Below are 24,847 nucleotides of genomic sequence, written 5' to 3'. Positions count from 1 at the left end.
AGCATGTAAAATCCCAACTAGTGAGAAAGTAGACCCGAAAGTCTCTTTGTTCTTTACTTCACTACAAACACCACTTTGTTGGGTGCTTAATTGTCGGGGGTGGAGAGGCTAGTTTGAGTCACTCGCACGGTGGGGACGAAGAAAATTACTCGTGAACAATATTGCGTTTACTGCAGTCACAAGCACAAAATGCCCGATCTTCATTTGAAGTAGGTTTGCTTAATCGGGGATAATTTCGGTGAATCCAAGCTTTGAGACGCAATAATATTCCTGTGAACAAACAGCTTTGAGCTGGGGAAAGATCGAGTTGATGATTTTGTTCACGGCTTTGTGTTGTGTTCCAATTAACTACATGTCTTCTACTCAAACACAAGCTGGCGCGGATGATCAGAACCGCGCAAAAGAGCCGGAGGAGAGACAATTCTTCGGCCATCCTTGGGGTCTAGCTAACCTCTTCGGCGTTGAAATGTGGGAGCGCTTTAGCTTCTACGGCATGCAAGCCATCGTCTTGCTGTACATGTACTACTCCGTCACCGACGGCGGTCTGGGCATTCCGCAAGCGACCGCAGCATCAATTGTTGGTGCTTATGGTGGTTTGGTCTACATGGCGTGCCTGTTGGCCTCAATCGCTGCCGATAAACTGTTTGGCTCAGAACGCACCTTGTTCTACTCGGCCGTAATGGTCATGTTGGGCCACATTGCTCTGGCAGTAATTCCTGGAATTCCTGGTCTGGGCATCGGTCTTGTTTTGATTGCCATTGGTTCCGGTGGCGTGAAAACTACCGCGCAGGTTGTGCTCGGCTCTTTGTACTCCAAGGCTGATCCACGCCGTGATGGTGGTTTCTCCATCTTCTATATGGGCATTAACATCGGTGCGCTGATTGGACCGATTCTTACCACCGCTATGTGGGGCTGGAAGGGCTTCCACTGGGGCTTTGGTATCGCGGCCGTAGGTATGGCTGCTGGTCTTATCCAGTACACGTTGATGCGCAAGCACACGATTAAAGATGCTGGCCACGATGTGCCGAACCCGGCAACGAAAAGCCAGCTATCCACTGCGATCATTGCCATTGTCGTCATTGTTGCGGTCTCCGTAGTGCTTTTGGCTACTGGCACCGTCAAGATGGATTGGTTGGCCAATATTGTCACTGTGGTTGCCTTGGTAGCAGCAATCATCTTGTGGGTACAGATGTATCGCTCTGAACTGACAACGCCGCAAGAGCGCAAGCGCCTCATTGGCTTTATCCCCATGTTCGTTTCCGGTGTGCTGTTCTTTGCTATCTTCCAGCAGCAGTTCACGGTCTTGACTATCTATTCGGATATGCGCCTGGACCGCAACTTCTTCGGTTGGGGAATTCCACCGTCACTGGTGCAGTCCATTAACCCAATTTTCATCATCGTTTTCTCTGGTGTCTTTGCCGCAGTGTGGACCAAGCTAGGAAAGCGTCAGTGGTCAACACCGGTTAAATTCGGTGTCGCTAATGTCATCATTGGCGTATCCCTGTTCTTCTTCCTGCCATTTTCCGGCGGTGCGGCAAACTCCACTCCGATGATTGCAATTGTGTGGATCTTGTTCCTATTCACCATGGGTGAGCTGATGCTTTCTCCAGTGGGCAACTCCTTGGCAACCAAGGTGGCGCCAGAAGCTTTCCCTTCCCGCATGATGGCGGTGTGGATGATGGCAGTGTCCATCGGTACGTCGTTGGCAGGTTCTTTGGCGTCCTTCTACGACCCATCTGATGCCGCGGCGGAAAACTCCTTCTTTATTACCCTCGGTGTTGTTTCCGTCATCCTGGGCATCATTTTGCTCGTTATCAGCAAATGGGTAGTCAAGCAGTTCGCGACCTTCCGTTAAAGCTAACTGCCGGCACACCTGATTAGTTCGTCCGGTTTATACCAGCAGCGACCAGTTACCTGATTTAAATCTTGGGTAACTGGTCGTTGTGTGTTTTCCGAAGGGCTCGTTCTTTCTTCCCGTTGGTGCAGCGTGGAGGTATCGGATGGTTGGCGCTAGCTGGCGATGGAATGACTACGATGGATGTCGCGTTGGTATGGAATGGACTCCATTTACTAAGGTGGAATAAATAAGGTGCGGCGGGGAGAAGTCGACGTCGCATCATCGATGATGGTAGCAAATTACAGCAACCATCAGTAGACTTCGAGCTCCAAATTCTTCAAGTAGAAAGATCTTCATGGCACGTATGCAAGAAAGCGCTGACCTGCTTAAGTGTTCCTTCTGTGGCAAGAGCCAGAAGCAAGTTAAGAAGCTGATCGCCGGTGGCGGTGTGTACATTTGTGATGAGTGCATTGAGCTCTGCAATGAAATCATTGAAGAAGAACTTGGTGCAGCTCAGGCTGCTGCCGCTGAAAGCGAAGAAAAGAAGCTTCCACGCCCGTCGGAAATTTCGTCCTTCCTCGACAAGTACGTTATTGGCCAAGATGCGGCCAAGCGTGTGTTGTCGGTAGCGGTGTACAACCACTACAAGCGCATCAAGGCTGAAGAGTCTCAGGCTGCTGCAGCGTCGAGCAGCCGGAAATCTGCTAAGGCTGATGAAGAAGTTGAGATTTCCAAGTCCAATATCTTGATGCTTGGACCTACTGGTTCCGGTAAGACCTACCTTGCGCAAACTCTCGCGCGCATGTTGGACGTTCCTTTCGCTATCGCTGACGCCACGTCTTTGACTGAGGCGGGTTACGTCGGCGAGGACGTGGAAAACATCCTGCTCAAATTGCTGCAGGCAGCGGACTTTGATGTGGACCGAGCAAGCCGCGGCATTATCTATGTCGATGAGGTAGATAAGATTTCACGCAAGTCGGATAATCCATCGATAACGCGTGATGTTTCCGGTGAAGGTGTACAGCAGGCATTGTTGAAGATCTTGGAAGGCACCGTTGCCTCCATCCCGCCACAAGGTGGGCGTAAGCATCCGAACCAAGAGTTCATCCAGCTAGATACTTCGAATATCTTGTTCATTGTCGCTGGTGCTTTCGCTGGCCTAGAAAAGGTCATTGCAGAGCGCGTGGGCAAAAAGGGCGTGGGCTTTGGCTCTAAGCTCGACACCCAAGAAGAGCGCGAACGCGTGGATATGTTTGAAAAGGTCCGCCCAGAAGACTTGGTGAAGTTTGGTCTGATCCCAGAGTTCATCGGTCGTCTGCCCGTAGTAGCGACTGTGGAAAATCTTGACCAGGACTCTTTGGTCAAGGTCTTAACGGAGCCCAAGAACTCCTTGGTCAAGCAGTACCAGCGCCTGTTTGAAATGGACGGGGCACACTTGGATATCGAACCGGGTGCTTTGAACGAAATCGCGGACTTGGCGTTGGAACGTAAGACCGGTGCGCGTGGTTTGCGCGCCATCCTGGAAGAACTGCTGGTGCCGGTCATGTATGACTTGCCGGATCGTGATGATATCGACACGGTCCGTTTGACCGCAGAAGCTGTACGCGGTGAGGCAGAGCCTGAGTTTATTTACTCAGATTCAGAGGAAAAGGCTTCTTAACTCGTACCGCACCGTTAATTAAATAAAGAGCCCAGTTCACAATGAATGAACTGGGCTCTTTGTTTGTCTAGGGCAGGATTAAGAGAATATTTCGTCGTCGCCGTCGTCGTAAATGCTGGCGGGGGAATCCGTCTTGGACTCAGAGGCGTCTTCTTCGAGGTAGCTTTGATGCCCGCTATCGGGAATGTTGGAGGTCAAGAAGGCAAGCACCATATCCACCACCAGGCGGTGGAGGCCGCGAATATTCTCGTCCGAATATAGATCAACGCCGAAGAGGTTTTGCGTGCTGCCATGCGTTGCCACGGGCAGCAAGGTCATGGATGTAATCAGCAGGTAGAGATCATTAGCGGAGATTCCAGGGCGGAACGCACCGGAGTCTTGCCCCAGCATCAGCAGACGGTTGAGGTGCAACATCACGCTGGAGACATCAGCTATTTCTGTCAGCTCCGCGGTATCCAAGACAGGGTGGGTATTTTCTTCGACCAGCATGCGCAGCGAATCCTGATTATTCATGGACAAATCAAAAAGGCAATCGACTAATTTACGCATGCCTTCCACGGGCACGGCAGAATCAATGACCATCTGTTCACTTGGGGGCTGCAATTTATCCAGCGCGGTGATGAGGCTCTGCAAATAAAGGCCCTTTTTATCGCCAAAGTGATAATGGATCATGCGCTTAGACATTCCGGATTTGCGGGAGATGTCTTCAATTTTGGTGCGCTCGAAGCCATCGTGTGCAAATTCCGTGATGGCAACCGCAATGACTTCTTCAACAGTCACATTGGCCGAAGCTTCAACGTGGTCATTGGTGGTCATCGTGTGCACTTCTCCCTGCGTGTAGTTTTACTCATACACATAATCCAGATTAAAAATGTGATGGTGTGCCCAAACAGTAGGTACGGGCTAAAGTCAGGCTAAAATTTTGGAACTTTCAATCATACGTACTTTCCTCTATCGTGCCGCAAATGAGTCTTTCGTGTTGCCTTTAACCAGCATTTGCCTTCGTATGGGGCAAAATCCCAGGAAAAATGGGGGTAATGGTGTAGCCAAAAGTGAGCTTTGTGTGTGGTTTTGGGGGTGGGACACGTCGTAGAAAACTCAACTAGACTGGCCGGCACATAGTCACTCGGCGGTGCGCACCACAGCTGGACTCGGCGTCAGTACGGAGCAGCCCTGCGTGAGAAGGTTTGTCAGAAAGGTCTAGTACTATGCCCAAGCCTGAAAAACTACTCGATCCAGTCAAAGTTGCTGTTACCGGTGCGGCCGGAAATATTGCTTATTCTTTGTTGTGGCGTCTTGCTGCGGGGGAGGTCTACGGTCCGCAACAGCCAATTTCGCTTCACCTGCTAGAAATTGAGGCAGCCCAGCAGGCAGCGCGTGGGGTGGAAATGGAATTGTTGGATTCAGCTTTTCCTTTGCTCGCCGATATTAAGGTCACCACAGATCCGCGCGAGGCCTTTGAGGATGTCTCCGCGGCTTTTCTCGTGGGTGCGCAACCACGCAGCAAAGGCATGGAACGCTCGGATCTGCTCATGGCTAATGCCGCCATCTTTTCCGAGCAAGGGGCAGCTTTAAATGAGGTCGCCCGGCGTGATGTGCGCGTCGTCGTGGTGGGAAACCCTGCCAACACCAATGTGCTCATCGCATCGTCCAACGCACCGGATTTGGACCCACAGCGATTTACCGCGCTGATGCGGCTGGACCATAATCGCACCGTATCCCAGCTTTCGTCCAAGTTGCACCTACCCGTGGCTGATTTCGCGCGCATCGCGGTGTGGGGCAATCACTCGGCCTCGCAGTTTCCAGATATCAGCTACGCCACAGCAGGCGATAAGAAGGTCACGGAGCTGGTGGATACGCAGTGGGTCGAAGATTATCTCATCCCCACGGTTGCCCGCCGCGGTGCAGAAATTATCGAAGTGCGAGGTAGTTCCTCGGCGGCATCGGCAGCCGCAGCAGCCATTGACCACATGCGGGATTGGGTCCACGGGGTCGAAGACCCAGCGCACTGGCGGACAGCTGGTGTTTATTCCGATGGTTCCTATGGCATCGCGGAAGGGCTCTTTGTTGGTTTCCCCACGCGCGCAGTAGCCGGGGACTGGGAGATTGTGGCTGACTTAGAGGTAACAGATGCCCAACAAGCCCGCATTCAAGCATCGGTGGAGGAGCTGAAAGCAGAGCGTGACATGGTGGCTGACCTGCTGAAGTAATAGAAGTCCCTGCAGTGTAGAATCGTCCGTGTGACTGAGGAAAATAAGATTATTGGTACCAATCGCGCAGACGCTCTTCCTAAGTCCTGGGAACCCCAGGCAGTAGAGTCAGCACTGTATGAAGGCTGGGTTGAAAAGGGCTACTTTAAGCCGGATGAAGATCCTGACAAGGAGCCTTTTTCCATTGTCTTGCCGCCACCTAATGTGACGGGGCAATTGCACATGGGCCATGCGCTGGACCACACTCTTATGGACTCGATTATCCGCCGCAAGCGCATGCAGGGCTACTCCGCGTTGTGGCTGCCAGGCTATGACCACGCGGGCATTGCCACGCAGACCAAGGTCGAAGCGCGCCTGAAGGAGACCGAAGGCAAGTCGCGCTGGGATTATGAACGCGAAGAGTTCATCAACAAGGTCTGGGAGTGGAAGGATGAGTACGGCAAAACCATCACGTCCCAGATGAAGGCGATCGGAGATTCTGTCGATTGGTCTCGCGAACGCTTTACGCTTGACGATGGCCTCTCGCGCGCCGTTCAAACCATCTTTAAGCAGCTTTTCGATGCCGGGATGATCTACCAGGCCAACCGCTTGGTTAACTGGTCACCGGTTCTGGAGACTGCGGTCTCTGATATCGAGGTTGTCTACAAAGACGTCGAAGGCGAATTAGTTTCCCTGCGCTATGGCTCCTTAAATGATGATGAGCCGCACATGATCGTGGCCACCACGCGTGTGGAAACCATGCTCGGTGACGTGGCGATTGCCGTGCACCCAGACGATGAGCGCTACGCGGATCTTATCGGCCACGAGTTTGACCACCCCTTCCGTGATGATCTAAAACTCAAGGTCGTCGCTGATGATTATGTGGATCCTGAATTCGGCTCAGGCGCGGTGAAAATTACCCCGGCGCATGATCCTAATGACTACGCCATGGGCAACCGTCATGATCTGGATATGCCCTCGATCATGGACACCACGGGTCATATTGCTTATACCGGCACCCAATTTGATGGCATGTCGCGCGAAGAAGCCCGTGTAAAGGTACGCGAGGCATTGGCCGAGCAAGGTCGAATCGTCAAAGAGGTGCGCCCGTATGTGCACTCGGTCGGGCACTCGGAGCGCTCCGGTGAGGCGATTGAGCCGCGGTTGTCACTGCAGTGGTTCGTGGCAGTAGAAAAGCTGGCGAAGATGTCAGCCGCTGCGGTGCGCGCTGGTGATACGAAGATTCACCCAGAGGCTCAGGAAGCCCGCTTCTTTGAGTGGGTCGATAACATGCATGACTGGACTATTTCCCGTCAGCTGTGGTGGGGACACCGTATCCCGATTTGGTATGGACCAGAAGACGCGGATGGCAACCGCGACATCATCTGTCTTGGTCCTGATGAGACGGCTCCAGAAGGCTATGAGCAGGATCCAGACGTGCTGGATACCTGGTTCTCCTCGGCGCTGTGGCCATTTTCTACCTTGGGTTGGCCAGAAAAGACTCCAGATTTGGAGAAGTTCTACCCAACAAACGTGCTGGTCACCGGCTATGACATCATCTTCTTCTGGGTAGCTCGCATGATGATGTTCGGTACCTTTGCTTCCACCGAAACCCCAGAGCTGTTGGGCACCGGGGACGACGGTCGCCCACAGGTTCCATTCCGTGATCTCTACTTGCACGGTCTGGTCCGCGATGAGCACGGGCGCAAGATGTCGAAGTCTTTGGGCAACGGCATTGACCCGATGGATTGGGTTCGTGACTATGGTGCGGATGCTTTGCGCTTTACCTTGGCGCGTGGCGCTAACCCCGGCACTGACTTGCCGCTGGGCAGCGACGCTGCGGCATCGGCACGTAACTTTGCCACCAAGTTATTCAACGCCACCAAGTTCGCGTTGATGAACGGTGCAGGCATCGATGTTCTGCCCAATCGCGATGAGCTTACCGATGCCGACCGGTGGATCCTCGACCGCGCCGAAGACGTGCGCGTGCGCGTCGATGCCTACTTGGACGACTATCAGTTCAGCCGCGCCAATGAGCTGCTGTATCACTTTGCGTGGGATGAGCTGTGTGACTGGTACGTAGAAATTGCCAAGACCCAGATTCCACGCGACGGCGTATCGGCGACTGGACGCAATACCCAGGTCGTACTGGGCCGAGTACTCGATGTTGTCTTGCGTCTGCTGCACCCAACCATGCCTTTTGTCACCGAAGTGCTGTGGCAGGCATTGACCAATGGCCAGCAGGAAGAATCCATCATGATTGCGCCGTGGCCAACCGCTGCTGATACCAACGGTGGCGCAACGACCGATGAGGTCGCGCTGCGTCGTATGGAAGATGCAGAAAAGCTCATTACCGAGTTGCGTCGTTTCCGCGCGGACCAAGGCGTCAAGCCTTCCCAGAAGGTTCCGGGCCGTTTGGACTTCCCAGCAGTAGATCTGCAAAACCAAGAAGGCTTGGTACGAAACCTGGCCAATATCACCGCGCCCGAAGAAGACTTCACCGCCTCTGCAACCGTCGAGGTCCGTCTCTCCCAGGGCACCGTGGAGATTTCCTTGGATACCTCCGATGCCATCGACGTTGATGCTGAACGCAAACGCTTGGAAAAGGACTTGTCCAAGGCATTAAAGGAGCTGGATCAAACCAGCTCGAAGCTCGGCAATGAAGCGTTCCTGTCCAAGGCACCGGAGCATGTCGTGGCGAAAATCCGCGATCGTCAAACCGTGGCGCAGGAAGAAGTAGAGCGCATTAACACCCGTTTGGAGGCCTTGAAGTAGTGACTAACTCAGGTGAAGACGACGACCGTAACGGCCAGAACCGTGACAGCCAGAATGGCGAAGCCGATAGCGTCGATAAGCGCCAGCAAGCGGCGAAGGACATGCTCGACGATTTAATCGAGCAATCCGGCGCGGAGTCAACCGGTGAAGAGTATGAAATCGTCGATGCTCTCGCCGAGGGAACCGAAGATAGCCCCGTCGAAATCACCGAGTCAGGTTTAAAACTCAACCTTAGTTTCGGTGATGAGGACGAGTATTCCGACGTCGCACCAGAAGAAGTCAGCGAAGCAGAACTTGCGGCTTTAGCCGCGGTGGAAGCAGAGCTGAATCTGCGCTGGCCGGAAACTAAGTTGGAACCATCGCTGGATCGCATCGAAATGCTCATGGACCTGTTGGGCAATCCGGAGCGAACCTTTGATGTCATCCAAGTTGCGGGTACCAATGGAAAATCTTCGACTGCGCGCATGATTGATTCGCTGCTGCGGGGCTTCCACCGCCGCGTCGGGCTGGTGACAAGCCCGCATCTGCAGCGCGTGACCGAACGCATCGGAATTGATGGCAAGCCCATCCACCCACGCGATTACGTGCGGATCTGGGAAGAAATCAAGCCCTATGTCGAGATGGTGGACAAGGCTTCCGAAGCTGAGGGCGGACCTGCGATGAGCAAGTTTGAAGTCCTCGTCGGTATTTCCTACGCGGCTTTTGCCGATGCTCCCATCGACGTAGCCGTGGTGGAAGTAGGCATGGGCGGTACGTGGGATGCCACCAATGTGGTCAACGCAGATATTGCCGTTATCATGCCGATTGGCCTCGACCACACGGATTATCTGGGTGAGACTTTGACCGAGATTGCTGGCGAAAAGGCTGGCATTATCAAGGCGCGCCCGGAATCTGATGATTTTGCGGAACCACAAGAAAATATCGCCATTATTGCGGAACAAGACGAAGAAGCGATGGAAGTCGTGCTGCAGCGCACCGTCGACGTCGATGCCGGTGTAGCTCGCGCGGGCAGCGAATTCGCCGCCGTGGAATCACGCATTGCAGTTGGCGGCCAGCAGGTCAATATCCAGGGCTTGGGCGGCATGTATGAAGATATCTTCATCCCTTTGCATGGTGAGCACCAGGCACGAAATGCCGCCGTGGCACTCGCTGCTGTGGAGGCATTCTTCGGTGCATCCTCGGGACACCCGTTGGATATTGCGAATGTGCGCAATAGCTTTGCACAGACCATTAGCCCCGGGCGCCTCGAGCGCGTCCGCACCTCACCGACGACCTTCATTGATGCCGCGCACAACCCGCACGGGGCCATTGCCTTGGGCAAAGCACTCGACCGTGACTTTGATTTCGCACGGCTTATCGGTGTGGTTGGCGTGCTCGGCGATAAAGACGAACTGGGAATCTTGCAGGCTCTAGAGCCTTTCCTGTCCGAGGTTGTCATTACCCAAAACACTTCACCGCGTGCCCTTGATGCTTATGAGCTCGCAGAAACTGCCCGCGATGTCTTTGGTGAGGAACGAGTCTATGTCGCAGACGATCTCCCAGCGGCATACGCGCAGGCTGTGGAATTGGCTGAGGATGCGGAGATTCAATCGGGCTCAGGTATCGTCATAACCGGATCTGTAGTCACCGCTGGCGAAGCTCGCGCGATGTTTGGAAAGGAACCGGCATGACAAACAATCAGAATTCTCCGGAAGATCTCAGCCCTCTTGGCATGGGGCATGCGCCCGCCAAGGATCCTCTCAAGGGATTCAACGGCATGGTCTCGGCAACTCTGGTGCTCGAAGCCATGTCCATCTTCCTCGGCCTGCTCGTGGTGTTAAAGATTGACGGCGGTTCCTACTGGACCACCTTCAACTGGTTGTTCATCACCATCTTGGGCCTATTTCACCTGGTCATGTTGGGCTTCACGCGTAAGCCATGGGCTATTTCTACCATCATGGTTGCGCAATTTGTCGGCGCTATCGGTGGCATCCTGGTGCACTGGTCGATTACGGCGATTATGATTTTGTACATCGCTGTCTGGGGCTTTGGGCTGTATCTGCGCTCGATCATCGTCGAACGCATGAAGCGCGGGTATCTGACCACCCAACACCTAGAGGCTAAGAAATAGCCATGCGCTATGTCTACTCTGGATTCGCTGCGCTGTTGTGCCTCGCAGCGCTGCTGGCGAATCTTGGGGACATGCCTACCTTCGTGGCTCTGGCGTGCCTTGCCGTAGCAGCAATCTTTTTGGTCTTAGCGCTGCGGACAAATCAAACCCTGCAGCCAGGTCGCGGCCGCGAGCTAACGCGGGCTGATCTATCAGATGACCAGGCGAAGAAGATTAAAACCCTGCTGGCTGAAGGCCAATTTGGCACCGCGGTCAACCAAATCCAGTTGTGGTTTAAGTATGTCTCTTACGCGGAAGCAGAAAGCTTTATCCAGAACTTCCAAAACCTCCGGTAGCCAAAGCACTCGAGGTGGAGCTGAGGGACGAGGGGGCATCGTCAAGCGAATCTGCTGGCGTTTCATGCGGCCCGGTGGGGTCTTCTTGCTTCGATAACGTGACCTCATCAACCACTGTGCCGTCCTCCGCGTTGTAGGTCGTGACGGTTAATTCCTGGTCACTGAGCTGGATATTGGAATAGTTCGGGGTGTAATCCTGGTTCCACATCGCGGTCCAATCCTGCATTAAGTCTTGTTCGCGTGATTCTTCTACGGTGAGATTGTCGTATTCGGTGCCGTTCTTCCAGAAAGGGTAGAACTTGGAACCCGATGAGGAATTGCCGGTAAGGTACAACACTTCGTCGTCTTCGGGGTAGAGGATATCGCCCTGAGCGGGAAGTCCTGCAGGTACTACGGGCGCATTACCCTTCATCAAATGCGTGCGCGTATAGATGTGGTCGTGGCCGTTGAGCACAACATCCACGCCGGCCTCCGACAGCGCCGGGGTAAGCGACTCCCGGAATTTCTGCGCCCCGAGATCGTCCATGTGATAGGCCTGCGAAAAGGGCGGCTGGTGAAAAGTAGTTATGATCCAATCTTTATCACCACCGTGCTTAGCCACTACGTCTTTGACATACGCGGCATGCTTGTCGATGTGCGAGGGCAGCGACTGGTTTCCGTCCAGTGAAATTACTAGGGCGTTGTTGTGCTCGAAGAAGTAATTGCGTTCAGTGTGTTCATTAGCAACATTAGGCCATGAGTAATTTTGCCGGTAGAGCTGGAAATCTAAAACGTCATGGTTGCCGTTGTTGACCGCTACGGGATACGAGCGCAGCTGCGGTGCAGATTTAAACGCACGATGTTCTTTTTGTAAGACGGAATCCACCTGGTCGCCGGCGGAAAGCAAGAATGAGGAATCCGGAAACTGCGCGGTGGAGCGAGCCACGGTGTTGTGCCATCCTGCGGTGTCCGCATCCAGCTCACCAGAGCCCAGCTGGGGATCGCCGTAGAACAAGAAATTCCACTCATCACCGGTATGCCCAGTTGTAAAGGTGCTATTGGTGCTCCACCCATGGGAATCTGATCCGACTTTGTAGGTGTAGTCGGTGGCTGGATCCAAACCGGTAATTTTTACATCGTTGGCATAACGCGCAACGCGAGTTAGTTCCTGCTGCGCCGGGATTATTTGTGCAGACTCGGGGAATTCTTCGCCATTCATCTCAGCGGTGGGCGCGATGACCGCGTATTCGTCGCGAATGGCCAGCGAGCTCATCCATGTCAGCATGACTTCACTTTCTGTAGCGCCCACGCCCAAGATGATGCTATCGACGGCATCGGTCTGCGCAGCAGATGATGACATAGTCTGCGCAGTGGCTGTAGCCGGCGCACTGAGAAGGCCGGCACTGAGACTGGCGGTGATAACGGTGGCGAGGGTAGCGCGGTATGAGTTCTGAGCCCTGCGTGGGCCAGGCGAGCGGAAAGTCATGGCGCAGCAATATCCTTATTTAGATGAGCTAAGTATTTAAATGCCGTGGTATCCAGCGTGGTTTCCGAAGATATAGGCCTTATGAGGTCTTACGGCAGTGTTACCCTAACGCAGCTTTGTAAACCTCGCAGCGCGAGAAAAGCCGGGGTAGTGCCTGAAGCATGACCCTTGTGAACCTGTGCGTGGTGTAGCAGGTGGGATTTTCATTCCCCCAAAACTGCAACCGTGAACTCGCTCGTCTACGATAACTAGCATGACTGAACGTACACTCATCCTTATTAAGCCAGACGGCGTTGCAAACGGCCATGTCGGTGACATCATCGCACGCATCGAGCGCAAGGGCCTCAAGCTCGTCGAGTTGGACCTGCGCACCGCAGACCGCGAGACCGCTGAGAAGCACTACGAAGAGCACTCCGATAAGCCATTCTTCGGTGAACTCGTAGAATTCATCACTTCTGCACCACTGATTGCTGGCATCGTCGAAGGCGAGCGCGCAATTGACGCATGGCGTCAGTTGGCTGGCGGCACCGACCCAGTCTCCAAGGCAACCCCAGGCACCATCCGTGGTGACTTTGCGTTGACTGTTGGCGAAAACGTCGTCCACGGCTCCGACTCACCTGAATCCGCTGAGCGCGAAATCGGCATCTGGTTCCCAAACAAGTAAAGCTCTTGCAAAGAGTCTGACTCTTTCGCGTAATACGTCCAAGCACTAATCGGTGTTTGGACGTATTTTCTTTTGCCAGTGCTGAGTGGTTCCGTGACTCAACGTCTCAGTGTCTCAGCGTCTTAGTGATTTAGCGCTGGCCAATTTGTGCCAGATTATGGATTCCATCGGGCGTGACCGTAACCTCCCACATCTTCGAATCTCGGTAGAGACCTTGGCCAGAGATTTTCACGATTCCATCAGCCTGAAGATCTTCAACGCGTGAGCGAACTGCCTCCATATTTTCTTGATCTACTTTCAAAAGCATGCAGAGCGTCTTGATGGGGATTTTGTTGCCATCGACGGCGCCTACTGCAATGAGTGCGCCCAAGATATCCCCGTGTGATTCCACGGCCTCCATGCGCGACTGCGTGACTCCATCGAGGCTTTGATTTTCCGTAATCTTGCGAATGCGGCGTTTGCCAATGCGAAATGTCCGGCTAAGAGCACCGAACCAACCAAAAGATAATCCCGTGCCGAGCAGGAGCCCACTGAATAGCCCGGTGAGCAAAGGCGGTGTCTGCAATCCGGATATGCCCAGGGCGTCGAGCGGAATAACCACAATCCAGCCTAGAGCTGGCAAGAAAGGTGCCCACATCTGCCACGCTGTGAAATCGCCGCTCTTGAATTCGGTGATTTCTGCCTGGATCAACTTCGGGCGGTGGCGGAAAATCTGGACACCGGCAATGACAGCGACAAGCACTAGCGGAATGGCTAAAAGCGCAAAGCTAAGTGTTCCCGTTTGAGCAAGCCCCAGTGCCAGTCCCACCGGCATGCCAACCCATAACGCGTGGCGCAAGCTGGTTTCATTCACTGCGCGATAGTGCTGAATATGTTTGTTGACCGGGGCAGTAGGAGCAAGTTCTCCCTCGTGACGGTGTGCTACTTCATCGCCATATTCCCGGCCGGAGACATATTTCATAGGGGACAGTTTAGCGGGCAGTTGCTAATAGTGCAGCCCATTTAATGCATGGCAAACTCGCATACTTGCCAGATGTGGAACAATGGACACCATAATTTAATAGAGACTTCGAGATTTTCATTTTGATTAGGCAGCTACACCTTGTGTGGCGGCAGCGTTGACCCAGCAATAGCCGGTGGTTGAGAACTAAACGGAAGGTGTTTAGTGGCGATTGCTAGCGAAGACACACGCCTGCGCCCGAGGAAGCGCCTTTTAACGACCTACGACAGGAGCGTGGCCTATGGCTACAGCAGACGAACAATTAAATGAACAACTAGCGGGCGCGGCAGCTTTAGCTGGACAAATTGATAGAAAGCAGCTGGGGGAAAGGGTTCGCGTCTACACCCTGGCTAAGCAGCTGGGGATTTCCTCCAAGCTGCTAATCGCGCAGCTACAAACACAAGGAATATCCAAAAAGGCGCAGTCGGCTCTGACCGCCGAGGAAATTAAGCGCCTTTTTGGCTCCCTGCAGGCGTCTAATCCAGCTCCCGTGGCTGACGTGGAAGACTCCGCGCCAACAGAAGCAGCCGAAGCGCCGAAGACCGCTGTAAAAAAGACGGCTAAAAAGCCTGCTAAGAAGGCCGCGAAGGCAAGTAAAAAGTCGACGTCGAAACGTGCCGCCAAGGCCGCAGCGACTGCGGATGTAGAGCCTGCTCAAGAGCAGAAGCAGTCCAAGGCAGACGATGCCGCGGCCGACAAGCAGCCAGCGGAAGGGGAACAGTCTAGCTCTGAAGCTCCTGTAACTCCTGCAGCCGAAGAAACCCCGGCAAAAAAGACGCGCAAGCGCGCCGTGCGCAAAACTACTCGCGCAGCCTCCAAGAAATCTACGCCGCGTGCAGAAGATGAGGAGGCTGCGGGCGCTAAGTCGGAGCCTGCTGCAGCAGAGGTTGGCGCAGAAGTAGATGAAGCGGTTGCTCAATCGGAACAGGCAGAGCCAGCAAACTCTGTCGATACTCCCGACACTCCCGATACTGCAGAGCCAAGCTCGCACGAGGAAACTTCTCAGGAGGAAGCTCTTCAGACCCCAACGCGCAAGCGCAGCCGTACTCGCCGCGTGGTCAAGCGCACTGGGGGAGTGCCAGAAGCAACGGCTTCTGAGGTACCCGCACAACCACAGGCTGATGCCACCGATGCCACCGATGCCACCGATGCCACCGATGATGAAGGTTCCAATGGCGATGATGGCAGCGATAAGCTGCGTTACCGCGTGCAAAAGAACGTGGAAAATGAAATCCAGCAGATTGAAGGCAAGGTCGAATCTGAGCTAGCTGCTGCCGCGTTAGAAGCGTTGGCAGAAAAGCAACACGAGGATTCCGATTCACACGACATTGATATTGATGACTCCTTCGTGGAATCTTTGCTGACTCCACCGGAGAAGCCAAAGGTCGAGGACGACGATGTTTTGGCAGCATATGCGCCGATCTTTATGCCACCGAAGCCGGTAAAGGCAGCGCAGGCACCAGCTACTTCGGGCGAGGGTGAAGACTCTGAGGAATCACATGATGACCATGATGATGAGTCGCAGGAGTCCTCGTCGCGTCGTCGTCGCGGTCGCCGAGGCACATCCCGTGGGCGGGGCAAAGAAGCACCTGCTCAGGCAGAGCAGGAGAAGAAAAACGCGGTCGAAATCATCGACGAGCCTCGTGGTATTAAAGGCTCCACCCGCATTGAATCGCAGCGTCGTCGCCGTGCGGAAATGCGCACCAAGGATCGCGAAAGCCGCCATGTTGTCACCCAGGCGGAGTTCTTAGCGCGCCGGGAGGCCGTTGAGCGCACGATGGTCGTTCGCGAGCGCGAGCGCCACGATGGACACGGCAACATCACCCAGGTAGGCGTGCTCGAAGATGGCATGCTGGTTGAGCACTTCGTTACTGATGAGACCAATACCTCCATCATTGGCAATATCTACTTAGGACGCGTGCAAAATGTTTTGCCGTCGATGGAGGCTGCTTTCATCGATATCGGAACCGGCCGCAATGGTGTGCTGTATGCCGGCGAAGTTAACTGGCGCCAAGCTGGTTTGGGCGGTCGTGCACGCAAGATCGAACAAGCCATGAAATCCGGCGACCAAGTGCTGGTGCAGGTCGCCAAGGATCCAGTCGGGCATAAAGGCCCACGTTTGACGACTCAAGTATCACTTCCTGGTCGTTTCTTGGTCTATGTACCGGGTGGTCGCAATGCTGGTATTTCCCGCAAACTTCCCGCGCCGGAACGTAAGCGCTTGCGGGAGATTTTGGAAAAGGTTGTTCCAGAACAAGGCGGTGCGATTATTCGCACGGCGGCAGAAAATGTGGCGGAAGAAGCCATTGCTGCCGATGTCAACCGTTTGCATGACACATGGAATGAGATCAAGGAAGCTGCTGAGAAAGAAAAGGCTTCCAAGGGCACTGAGCCGGTCGCACTGTACGAAGAACCGCAGATGCTGGTCAAGGTTGTCCGTGACTTGTTCAATGAGGACTTTGACCGTCTCGTCGTCGACGGTAAGCGCCCTTATGAAGTCGTCAGCTCCTACGTCAATAGGTTGGCACCAGAATTGGCCGACCGGGTATCTCGTTATAACCGCGCGGACAATGGCGGCATCGATGCCTTTGAGACCTACCGCATTGACGAGCAGCTGCACAAGGCACTATCGCGCAAGGTCTGGCTGCCGTCGGGCGGCACTTTGGTCATTGACCGCACCGAAGCGATGACCGTGGTTGACGTAAATACCGGCAAATTCACCGGCACTGGCGGCAACCTGGAAGAAACCGTGACCAAGAATAACTTGGAAGCGGCCGAGGAAATCGTGCGTCAAATGCGCCTGCGGGATCTCGGCGGCATGATTGTTGTTGACTTCATCGACATGGTGTTGCCAGAAAACCAAGAGCTGGTGCTGCGCCGATTGAAAGAAGCCCTGGGCCGTGACCGCACCCGCCACCAGGTATCAGAGGTAACGTCGCTGGGCTTGGTGCAGATGACGCGTAAGCGCTTGGGCTCTGGTCTGCTAGAGATTTTCTCCACGGAATGTGAAGTATGTCAGGGTCGCGGGCTTATCCTGCATGAAGATCCGGTCGAAGAAGACCCGAGCGAGGCACATGACCACCGCCACGATGCTCGCGATGACAAGCGTCGTAGCGCGAAGAAGCACCGTGACCACACTCGTCAGGACAAGCATGCGCACAAAGATGAGTCCGAAGAAGCGCATGATGAGCAAGCATCTGATGAGGACAAGCAGACTCCGACGGAGTCTGGTGGGCGTCGCAAGGCGCGCCGTAGCTCGTCACAGCGTCGCTCGCAGGACTCGAGGCGCCACGACTCGAGTCGCCATGATGCGCGTCGTTCTGACAAGCGCAGCGATGACTCGAGCTTGGAAGATTTGATTGCCGGCATTGTTGTGGACTCTTCACAGGTTGAAGAGGAGGCTCAGCGGGACACGAAGTCGGATAATTCGGTTACTGATATCGAATCCATTGCTTATGCAGCATCCGATCGTGCAGAATCGCTTGACGATGTTGGCGAGTTCTCCACCTACGTGTCCGAAGATTCGGCTGACGCGGACACTGGTGGGCGAAGCTATGAGCAAGCGCTGAAGGAATACGAACAGTCGCCACGCCGCAAACGCAAGACTCGTGGAAATTCCCGAAGTGACTATCCACCACGCCGCGAAGACTTCGCATCCTCGGAAGACCGCGGTACAACGCAGCGTGATACATCGCAGAGCGATGCTTCACAAGGTGGCTCTGCGGCTGACGGTGGCATGGAAATTCACAAGGACACCAAGCGTCGTCGCGTTCGCGCGCGCAATCGCAAGCCGGTGGTAGCGCAACAACAGTCTGCGGCGCAGGCTGAGTCCGCATCGGAGAAGGCCCAGCATGAGTCTGAACAGAAGCCTGGGTCCTCGCGTGGGGAGCAAAAGCGTGCTCAAGTACAAGCGGTAACCCGTGGACGTCGCCGTGCTGTGCGTCGTACCTCCCAGCCTCGCAACGCTGGTCATAATTCGGCGCCTAAGGAAAACACTGTTTCCGCGCAGTCGCGTCCGGATGATGGTTCTGGTGTAGAGGTGCAGCGCAAGCGAACCGATAGTGGCGTGGAAGTAACCACGGTGCGCCGCGGTCGTAAGCGAGCAGTCCGTCGCGTGGCAGTGCGTGAAGATGGACAGCGGAGCCCACAGGCTTCTCAAGCTTCCGCGACCGGCGGTAAACCTGCTAAGCGCAGCAATAACGCTCAGTCTTCGCAGTCGGCGAATGCGCAGGGATCAAAGGCGCAGTCACGCAATGGGAAGCAGCGCAGTTCGCAACAGCGCAGTGCACAAGGCGGTTCGAACTCTGGCGCTAAGAATTCCGGTGGGCGTACGCGCCGTCGGGTCTCGCGCCGCGGTAATAACTAAGTAGGGCCGTTTTCTAGCCCGCTGGGCTTTACGTGGCCGGTTGTATGAGAGTGCAGCCGGCCACGATTTTCGGATCTGCGGAAGCGGGCGGTACTCTTACTTTTAGGCAAGATGTACTCATTGTGAGTATTGGCTGCGCAACAGTCAAAGTGGATCGAGGCCGTGTCGATGACGCGGTTTGTATTTTAGGCCTCTCTCGGGGTACTCTTTGACAGTTGCTGTTTAGGCGAAGATTTTGCCGTCCTGTTGGGATGGTGCACCGCCTAGGCACTGTTTGAAGTAATTGTCCATTCAGGGACTTGTCTTATTAGCTAACGCCCAGGCAGGTTCTTGAGCCGAGTTTAGATAAGGGGTAACCCTCTATGTACGCGATCGTCAAGACCGGCGGAAAGCAGTACAAGGTTGCCGAAGGTGACCTCGTCAAGATCGAGAAGATCGAGGGTGAGCCGGGTTCGTCCGTAGCTCTTACCCCGGTTCTGCTCGTTGATGGCGCAGATGTTAAGTCCAAGGCTGATGACCTGTCCAAGGTTGAAGTTGCGGCTGAAATCGTTGAGCACGCACGTGGCCCAAAGATTGACATCATGAAGTACAAGAACAAGACTGGCTACAAAAAGCGCATGGGCCATCGCCAGCCGCTGACTGTAGTCAAAATTACCGGCATTAAGTAACTAGCCACCGAACACCTTTAGAAGGAGGGAAACCACATGGCAACGAAGAAGGGTGCTTCCAGCACTTCCAACGGTCGCGACTCTGAGGCTAAGCGTCTTGGCGTCAAGCGTTTCGGTGGTCAGCAGGTTAAGGCCGGCGAGATCATCGTTCGTCAGCGCGGCACCAAGTTCCACCCAGGTGAGAACGTTGGACGCGGCGGCGACGACACCTTGTTCGCTCTCGAAGCAGGTGCAGTTGAGTTCGCTATCAAGCGCAACCGCCGCACCGTGAACATCGTTCCAGCCACCGAGCAGGTTGCAGAAGCAACTGCATAAGTGCAAGCGCATTCCAGCGCGACTAAAGAGTCTGGCTCCCTGACGGGGTCAGGCTCTTTTCTTTTGATGCTTGCTTTTAGGTAAACTGGCAAGCCACAACCAAATTTTTTCTCGAGGAGTTATCGAGTTGGCACGATTTATTGACCGCGTTGTACTACACCTGCAAGCCGGCGACGGCGGGCACGGCTGTGTGTCCGTACACCGTGAAAAGTTCAAGCCGCTCGGTGGCCCCGATGGCGGTAACGGCGGGCACGGAGGCGATATCGTCTTTGAAGTATCCCCGCAGATTCACACCCTGATGGACTTCCACTACCGCCCGCATATCAAGGCCAACCGCGGAGCCAATGGCGCTGGTGACCACCGCAATGGTGCCCGTGGTGAGGACTTGATTATGCACGTGCCCGCTGGCACCGTGGTGCACAACAGCAAGGGCGAGTTGCTCGCCGATCTCACCGTCCCAGGCACGCGCTTTATTGCAGCCGAAGGTGGTTTTGGTGGTCTGGGCAATGCCGCCCTTGCCTCCGCGCAGCGTAAGGCCCCAGGCTTTGCCCTGCAGGGCGAGCCAGGACAGCAGCATGACCTGGTGCTGGAGCTTAAATCCATGGCTGATGTGGGCTTAGTTGGTTTCCCCTCAGCTGGTAAATCGTCATTGATCTCGGTGTTGTCTGCGGCCAAGCCCAAAATCGGTGATTATCCCTTTACCACGTTGCAGCCGAACCTCGGCGTGGTCGATATGGGAGACTCGTCCTTTACCATCGCTGATGTGCCAGGCTTGATTCCAGGTGCTGCTGACGGCAAGGGCTTAGGCCTTGATTTTCTGCGCCACATTGAGCGCACCGCGGTGCTGGCTCACGTAGTCGATACTGCATCGATTGAGCCAGGGCGCGATCCGCAGTCGGATATTGAAGCGCTGGAAAAGGAATTGGCCAGCTACCAATCCGCGCTTGATGCTGATACCGGCTTGGGAGATCTTCGCGATCGTCAGCGCATCATCATCTTGAATAAGGCGGATGTGCCCGAAGCGGAAGAGCTAGCGGAATTCGTTAAAGAAGACCTCGAAGAACAATTCGGATGGCCCGTCTTTATCATCTCCGCGGTTGCGCGCAAGGGCTTGGAGCCTTTGAAGTACAAACTGTTGGAGATGGTGACTAAACACCGCAAGTCCCAGCCACGGGTGAAGATGGATACGGAACACACCATCATCCGCCCCAAGGCAGTGGGGAAGAAGAATACTGGTCGTTTCGCCGACTTCACCGTCAAGCCAGATCCTGAGGTTGAGGGCGGATTCATCGTCGAAGGCGAGAAGATCGAGCGGTGGATTACCCAGACTGACTTTGAAAACGACGAGGCCGTGGGCTATCTCTCCGACCGTTTGGCGAAGGCCGGCGTGGAAGACGCACTGCGCAAGCAGGGGGCTGTGGAAGGCTGTCCGGTGACCATCGGCTACATCACTTTCGAGTGGGAACCGATGACCGGAGGCGACCCAACATTGGCCGGCCGTGGCCAAGATGCGCGATTGTTGGGAACATCACGTCCGTCTGCTGCGGAGCGTAAGCGCGCCTCCCAAGCACGTCGTGGCCTTATTGACGAATTTGATTTCGGTCAAGATGAAGAAATTACCCGAGAATCTGCGAATAAGGATCGTTGGCAGGGCTAAGATTATGGCATGAGTTCTTCGACAACTTCCGAGTCCCCGTCAGACCTGTTGCCAGAAGCTACCCTGCGAGCACAGATCAATTCTGCGAACCGAATCGTGGTAAAGATTGGTTCCTCCTCGCTGACCGAAGAAGATTTTTCGGTCGCGAGTGACAAGATTGACCGCATCGTTGATGCCGTAGTTAAGCGCATGGAAAACACTGACGTCATTATCGTGTCTTCCGGCACGGTTGCCGCTGGTATGCGCCCGCTGGGTTTGAAAGAACGCCCGCGTGGCTTGGCTGCCAAGCAGGCAACCGCCTCCGTTGGCCAGATTCACTTGGCCAACGAATGGTCCAGGTCTTTTGCCCGCCATGGCCGCACCGTCGGCCAAGTCCTGCTTACCGCCTCTGACGCTGGCCAACGTGATCGAACCCGCAATGCTAAGCGAACCATCGATAAGCTATTGCACTGGGGCGTAGTTCCCATCGTCAATGAAAATGACACCGTTGCTACCTCCGAGATGCGCTTTGGCGATAATGACCGTCTATCCGCTTTGGTTGCGCAGCTGACCGAGGCAGAGGCGCTGTACCTGCTATCTGACGTGGATGGTTTGTACGATAAAAACCCGGCCGAGCCCGATGCCACCTTCATTTCTGAAATTCGCACTGGGAAAGATCTCAAACCGGTCGAGGCTGGCGATGGCGGCAAGGTAGGCACCGGCGGCATGGCCTCCAAAGTGCAAGCTGCCCGGCTGGCTACCCGCGCAGGCATTCCTGTGCTGCTAACTTCCGCGGAAAGAATTGACCATGCGCTGGGGGAGACGCGCGTGGGCACGGTCTTCCACACCCGTCCTGAGCGCAAGCTGAGCGCCTGGAAGTTCTGGGCCTTGTACTCTGCGGATACTGGTGGCGTGCTACGCATTGATGCCGGCGCGATGAAAGCGGTGACTGAGGAACGCCACTCGCTGCTTTCCGTCGGTATTACGTCTGTGGATGGCGAATTTACCTCGGGCGAGATTGTAGAAATCGTCGGCCCTAATGGTGAGATCATCGGCCGCGGCGAAGTCAGCGTGGATTCCACCGACCTGCGCCAGATGATGGGCAAGCAAACTACTGATTTGCCGGAGCATCTGCAGCGTCCCGTGGTGCACGCGGACTACCTGTCCAACTTTGTCTCCCGGGTTTAATGATGATTTAAATTAGCCCTCGCTGCCAGGTCAGTCACGTAGTGTAAATGCATGAAGTATTTTCTCGACTCCGATGACTGGCCGCAGATGAAGGCCGATATTGATGCCGCTGGGCACGAACAAGTGGATTCTTTAGATATGGCCCAGGTGTATATCAACACTGCGGTCAGCGCTGAGAATTTCCCGGACCTGCCCGCGAATATTGAGTTTGTCCAGCATAATTTCTCCGGTGTTAATCAGTTCATTAATGCCGGGATTCTTACTGAAGACAGCATCCCGTGGTGCAATGCCGCGGGTGCGTTTGCCCAACCGGTTGCTGAGTCGGCGCTCGCCTTGCTGTTATCGCAGTCCCACCACCACAAGCGGATTGCGCTGGAGGCCACGTGGGATGGGCGCGATGAGATTGATCTGTCCCAGGCGTGGCTGTATACCCCACGTGGGCACGAACCCAAGCGCGTCGCCATTTTCGGCGCAGGTGGCATTGGGCAGGAGCTTATTTCCATGCTCAAGCCGTTTGGGGTGCACATTACCGCGGTTAATCGTTCCGGCAGGGCAGTAGCAGGGGCGGATGAAACGCATTCGCTTGTCGATGCCACCTCCGTGTGGTCGGATGCCGATTTCATCGTCCTGATCATGCCGCTGACTGAGGAAACCGAAGGCATGGTGGATGCGGAAAAGTTCCGAGCGATGAAAAACACCGCCATTTTGGTCAATGTTGGCCGTGGCCAGTTGGTCAATACTGATGATCTGGTTGCCGCATTGCGCACGGGGGAGATTGCCGGTGCGGGGTTGGAAGTAGTAGAGCCCGAGCCGCTTCCCGATGACCATCCGTTGTGGGGTTTGAAAAATTGTACGATTACCCCGCATATGGGGGCGGGCCCGCACGTGGCAGATCTGCATATGGGCAGAATTTTTAACGAGAATGCTGCAGCATGGGAGAAGGGCAAACCACTGCCTACTCAAGTTGATCCGAAAGCAGGTTATTAACCATGAAGTACGCCATGATTCCCAGCACCTGGAAAGAATCAGCCGAAGCCCTCGACGCCGCCGGCCACATCCAGGTTGAGCTATCGGAAAATCCCGACTTTGTTTTCTTTAGCGGCAAGCAGCCTGACCTCCCGGAAGATCTGCCTGAGTCCGTCAAATTTATCCAGGTTCCTTTTGCCGGCGTGGATGGCATCTTAGATCTCATCGCTGATACTTCGAAGAAATACGGCGTGCGCTGGTCCAATGCCGCAGGTGTGTATGATTCCACGGTGGCCGAGTCCACCATTGGTCTATTGCTTGCACAATTGCACGCGCACAAGCGCGTCGCCTTTGCGAAAAGCTGGGATGTGCGCGATGAGGCGGAAGCAAACACCACTTTTCTTTTTGAAGACAAGACCGTTGCGATTGTCGGCGCGGGCGGGATCGGTAAAAAGCTCATCCACATGCTGCAAGGCTTTGGCCCGAAGATTATCGCGGTCAACCGCTCCGGCAAACCCGTTGACGGTGCTGACGAAGTCTTTACCTTTGACCAGATTGACCAAGTGTGGCCGGCCGCCGACTACTTCGTGATGCTCGCGCCGTTAACCCCGGAGACCCACCACATGGTCAACGCGGATGCCCTGGAGAAGATGCCGAAGCACGCCGTGGTGGTTAACGTCGGCCGCGGCCCGCTGGTGGATACCGATGCTCTTACCGAAGCCCTTAAAAACGGCGTCATCGCCGGTGCCGGCCTCGATGTCACCGACCCTGAACCTTTGCCCGATGGACACCCACTGTGGGATGAGGTCAACTGCGTGATTACTCCACACCTTGCTAACCCGCCCTACTCCGTACGCAAGCGCATCGGCGCACACACCGTCGAAGTAGCCAAAGCCTTCGAGGCTGGCGAGCCCCTGCCTACCGAAGTAGATCCGACGCTGGGGTATTAATCGGTTCAATCCGAGGGAAGACTTCCTTGAAGCAACCCTCGGATTTTAGGTTTGAGCCAGTAGGCACCAGGTGGGTGAAGAAGCTGCACAAATTAATGGCTCTACCTTGTGCCTATCAACGCTGTTAGACTGGTGTTTATGTCGACGCCACAGCCAGATTCTAATCCGTACTCGGAGCACGCTGACGTTCGCGTAGGTGATAAAGAGCGTGGTCATGTACTGGAATTGCTCTCCGCGCACTTTGCTGATGGCTATATTGATGTCCATGAGTTTGATGAACGCACTGGGCACGCAGCTATTGCGCGGACCCGTGGTGATCTAGATGCGTTGTTGCAAGATTTGCCATCGGGTAACTCATTGGCGCCGTCGCCCAATCTGGATCCTAATGCGCAGGCGCAGCCCTCACCGCATACGCCAGCAGCCCAATCCTCGGATCGAGAACTAGAAGAGCTGCTCTCCCGCGGCAAGAAGGTTCAAAGGCTAGATACGGTCATTTGGACTGTCGCGATGGTGTTGTTCTTCGTCTTTATGTTTGCCGTTAATTGGTCGTATTTCTGGATTTTCCCGCCGATTGCGGTCGTGGGTTCCATTGCGGTGCGCTCCCTTTATAAGCTCGACGATGATGAAGAAGAAATCTTCAATGAGATTGCGGAAAAAGAGCAATCAGACCGCGCTAAGCGTCTGCGCCAGGCGGCGGATCGTCGTCGTGAGCTAGAGCAATAA

General features: G+C 54.9%; 19 protein-coding genes. 16 read left to right on the top strand and 3 right to left on the bottom strand.

Features of this window, described 5'->3' with window-relative positions; translation table 11 throughout:
- The first annotated feature begins 352 nt into the window (after positions 1 to 352).
- The gene (locus tag CAMM_RS10180) at positions 353 to 1,855 is read left to right on the top strand and encodes a peptide MFS transporter (protein WP_077715841.1); all 1,503 of its coding nucleotides are present in this window, start codon (positions 353 to 355) and stop codon (positions 1,853 to 1,855) included.
- A 337-nt stretch (positions 1,856 to 2,192) separates the two neighbouring features.
- The gene (clpX, locus tag CAMM_RS10175) at positions 2,193 to 3,497 is read left to right on the top strand and encodes an ATP-dependent Clp protease ATP-binding subunit ClpX (protein WP_040355398.1); all 1,305 of its coding nucleotides are present in this window, start codon (positions 2,193 to 2,195) and stop codon (positions 3,495 to 3,497) included.
- Between the two features lie 78 nt (positions 3,498 to 3,575).
- Here the strand turns inward: clpX and CAMM_RS10170 are convergent, their stop codons facing one another.
- Positions 3,576 to 4,313: a TetR/AcrR family transcriptional regulator gene (locus CAMM_RS10170; protein ID WP_003847287.1), complete on the bottom strand. Its 738-nt coding sequence runs from the start codon at positions 4,311 to 4,313 to the stop codon at positions 3,576 to 3,578.
- A 392-nt stretch (positions 4,314 to 4,705) separates the two neighbouring features.
- On the opposite strand from CAMM_RS10170, the gene CAMM_RS10165 reads away from it, so the two are divergent.
- The 5 genes from CAMM_RS10165 (at position 4,706) to CAMM_RS10145 (ending at position 10,906) form a co-directional block, all read left to right on the top strand.
- Complete coding sequence (locus tag CAMM_RS10165; protein ID WP_003847289.1) at positions 4,706 to 5,707, top strand: malate dehydrogenase; 1,002 nt, start codon at positions 4,706 to 4,708, stop codon at positions 5,705 to 5,707.
- 21 nt (positions 5,708 to 5,728) lie between these two features.
- Positions 5,729 to 8,461 (top strand): valine--tRNA ligase, encoded by a 2,733-nt coding sequence (locus CAMM_RS10160; protein WP_197736775.1) that lies wholly within the window; start codon positions 5,729 to 5,731, stop codon positions 8,459 to 8,461.
- A gap of 101 nt (positions 8,462 to 8,562) precedes the next feature.
- Complete coding sequence (folC, locus tag CAMM_RS10155) at positions 8,563 to 10,131, top strand: bifunctional tetrahydrofolate synthase/dihydrofolate synthase (protein WP_040355450.1); 1,569 nt, start codon at positions 8,563 to 8,565, stop codon at positions 10,129 to 10,131.
- Positions 10,128 to 10,571, top strand: coding sequence for a DUF4233 domain-containing protein (locus tag CAMM_RS10150; protein ID WP_003847293.1), 444 nt, complete (start codon positions 10,128 to 10,130; stop codon positions 10,569 to 10,571). The genes folC and CAMM_RS10150 overlap by 4 nt, the downstream gene beginning before the upstream one ends.
- A gap of 2 nt (positions 10,572 to 10,573) precedes the next feature.
- Positions 10,574 to 10,906 carry a hypothetical protein gene (locus tag CAMM_RS10145; RefSeq protein WP_003847294.1) on the top strand — a complete coding sequence of 111 codons (333 nt, stop codon included), beginning with the start codon at positions 10,574 to 10,576 and terminating at the stop codon, positions 10,904 to 10,906.
- Here the strand turns inward: CAMM_RS10145 and CAMM_RS10140 are convergent.
- Entirely contained in the window at positions 10,878 to 12,371 is a 1,494-nt protein-coding gene (locus tag CAMM_RS10140) for a purple acid phosphatase family protein (RefSeq protein WP_003847295.1), read from the bottom strand. The two genes, CAMM_RS10145 and CAMM_RS10140, sit on opposite strands and share 29 nt — an antisense overlap.
- A 253-nt stretch (positions 12,372 to 12,624) precedes the next feature.
- Here CAMM_RS10140 and ndk point away from each other — a divergent pair, with 253 nt between their 5' ends.
- Entirely contained in the window at positions 12,625 to 13,035 is a 411-nt protein-coding gene (gene ndk, locus CAMM_RS10135; protein WP_003847296.1) for a nucleoside-diphosphate kinase, read from the top strand.
- Positions 13,036 to 13,165: 130 nt separating this feature from the next.
- Here ndk and CAMM_RS10130 read toward each other — a convergent pair whose 3' ends face one another.
- On the bottom strand, positions 13,166 to 13,996 hold the full coding sequence (locus CAMM_RS10130) for a hypothetical protein (protein ID WP_003847298.1): 831 nt from the start codon (positions 13,994 to 13,996) through the stop codon (positions 13,166 to 13,168).
- Positions 13,997 to 14,276: 280 nt separating this feature from the next.
- Between CAMM_RS10130 and CAMM_RS10125 the strand changes: the two genes are divergently transcribed.
- The 8 genes from CAMM_RS10125 (at position 14,277) to CAMM_RS10090 (ending at position 24,847) form a co-directional block, all read left to right on the top strand.
- Entirely contained in the window at positions 14,277 to 18,401 is a 4,125-nt protein-coding gene (locus tag CAMM_RS10125; RefSeq protein ID WP_003847300.1) for a translation initiation factor IF-2 N-terminal domain-containing protein, read from the top strand.
- 362 nt (positions 18,402 to 18,763) lie between these two features.
- Positions 18,764 to 19,069, top strand: a complete 306-nt coding sequence (gene rplU, locus CAMM_RS10120; protein WP_003847302.1) for a 50S ribosomal protein L21 — start codon at positions 18,764 to 18,766, stop codon at positions 19,067 to 19,069.
- A 36-nt stretch (positions 19,070 to 19,105) separates the two neighbouring features.
- Entirely contained in the window at positions 19,106 to 19,384 is a 279-nt protein-coding gene (rpmA, locus tag CAMM_RS10115) for a 50S ribosomal protein L27 (RefSeq protein ID WP_003847303.1), read from the top strand.
- 127 nt (positions 19,385 to 19,511) lie between these two features.
- Complete coding sequence (gene obgE / locus CAMM_RS10110; RefSeq protein ID WP_040355403.1) at positions 19,512 to 21,041, top strand: GTPase ObgE; 1,530 nt, start codon at positions 19,512 to 19,514, stop codon at positions 21,039 to 21,041.
- 9 nt (positions 21,042 to 21,050) lie between these two features.
- The gene (gene proB, locus CAMM_RS10105; protein WP_003847308.1) at positions 21,051 to 22,208 is read left to right on the top strand and encodes a glutamate 5-kinase; all 1,158 of its coding nucleotides are present in this window, start codon (positions 21,051 to 21,053) and stop codon (positions 22,206 to 22,208) included.
- A gap of 51 nt (positions 22,209 to 22,259) precedes the next feature.
- On the top strand, positions 22,260 to 23,195 hold the full coding sequence (locus CAMM_RS10100; RefSeq protein WP_003847310.1) for a D-isomer specific 2-hydroxyacid dehydrogenase family protein: 936 nt from the start codon (positions 22,260 to 22,262) through the stop codon (positions 23,193 to 23,195).
- Between the two features lie 2 nt (positions 23,196 to 23,197).
- On the top strand, positions 23,198 to 24,124 hold the full coding sequence (locus tag CAMM_RS10095) for a D-isomer specific 2-hydroxyacid dehydrogenase family protein (RefSeq protein WP_003847311.1): 927 nt from the start codon (positions 23,198 to 23,200) through the stop codon (positions 24,122 to 24,124).
- A 138-nt stretch (positions 24,125 to 24,262) separates the two neighbouring features.
- Entirely contained in the window at positions 24,263 to 24,847 is a 585-nt protein-coding gene (locus CAMM_RS10090) for a DUF1707 SHOCT-like domain-containing protein (RefSeq protein WP_003847312.1), read from the top strand.

The sequence above is a fragment of the Corynebacterium ammoniagenes DSM 20306 genome (genome assembly GCF_001941425.1).
Taxonomy (GTDB): domain Bacteria; phylum Actinomycetota; class Actinomycetes; order Mycobacteriales; family Mycobacteriaceae; genus Corynebacterium; species Corynebacterium ammoniagenes.
Note: the sequence above shows the minus strand (reverse complement) of the source record. Positions and strands in the feature narration are given on the sequence as shown.

Bases quoted from the DNA above. Each gene is read 5' to 3' on its own strand.
- CAMM_RS10180 (WP_077715841.1), top strand. From the start codon at position 353: ATGTCTTCTACTCAAACACAAGCTGGCGCGGATGATCAGAACCGCGCA.
- CAMM_RS10125 (WP_003847300.1), top strand. From the start codon at position 14,277: ATGGCTACAGCAGACGAACAATTAAATGAACAACTAGCGGGCGCGGCA.
- clpX (WP_040355398.1), top strand. From the start codon at position 2,193: ATGGCACGTATGCAAGAAAGCGCTGACCTGCTTAAGTGTTCCTTCTGT.
- CAMM_RS10090 (WP_003847312.1), top strand. From the start codon at position 24,263: ATGTCGACGCCACAGCCAGATTCTAATCCGTACTCGGAGCACGCTGAC.
- rpmA (WP_003847303.1), top strand. From the start codon at position 19,106: ATGGCAACGAAGAAGGGTGCTTCCAGCACTTCCAACGGTCGCGACTCT.
- proB (WP_003847308.1), top strand. From the start codon at position 21,051: ATGAGTTCTTCGACAACTTCCGAGTCCCCGTCAGACCTGTTGCCAGAA.
- CAMM_RS10145 (WP_003847294.1), top strand. From the start codon at position 10,574: ATGCGCTATGTCTACTCTGGATTCGCTGCGCTGTTGTGCCTCGCAGCG.
- CAMM_RS10170 (WP_003847287.1), bottom strand. From the start codon at position 4,313: ATGACCACCAATGACCACGTTGAAGCTTCGGCCAATGTGACTGTTGAA.
- folC (WP_040355450.1), top strand. From the start codon at position 8,563: ATGCTCGACGATTTAATCGAGCAATCCGGCGCGGAGTCAACCGGTGAA.
- CAMM_RS10100 (WP_003847310.1), top strand. From the start codon at position 22,260: ATGAAGTATTTTCTCGACTCCGATGACTGGCCGCAGATGAAGGCCGAT.
- CAMM_RS10150 (WP_003847293.1), top strand. From the start codon at position 10,128: ATGACAAACAATCAGAATTCTCCGGAAGATCTCAGCCCTCTTGGCATG.
- CAMM_RS10165 (WP_003847289.1), top strand. From the start codon at position 4,706: ATGCCCAAGCCTGAAAAACTACTCGATCCAGTCAAAGTTGCTGTTACC.
- CAMM_RS10130 (WP_003847298.1), bottom strand. From the start codon at position 13,996: ATGAAATATGTCTCCGGCCGGGAATATGGCGATGAAGTAGCACACCGT.
- ndk (WP_003847296.1), top strand. From the start codon at position 12,625: ATGACTGAACGTACACTCATCCTTATTAAGCCAGACGGCGTTGCAAAC.
- CAMM_RS10095 (WP_003847311.1), top strand. From the start codon at position 23,198: ATGAAGTACGCCATGATTCCCAGCACCTGGAAAGAATCAGCCGAAGCC.
- CAMM_RS10140 (WP_003847295.1), bottom strand. From the start codon at position 12,371: ATGACTTTCCGCTCGCCTGGCCCACGCAGGGCTCAGAACTCATACCGC.
- rplU (WP_003847302.1), top strand. From the start codon at position 18,764: ATGTACGCGATCGTCAAGACCGGCGGAAAGCAGTACAAGGTTGCCGAA.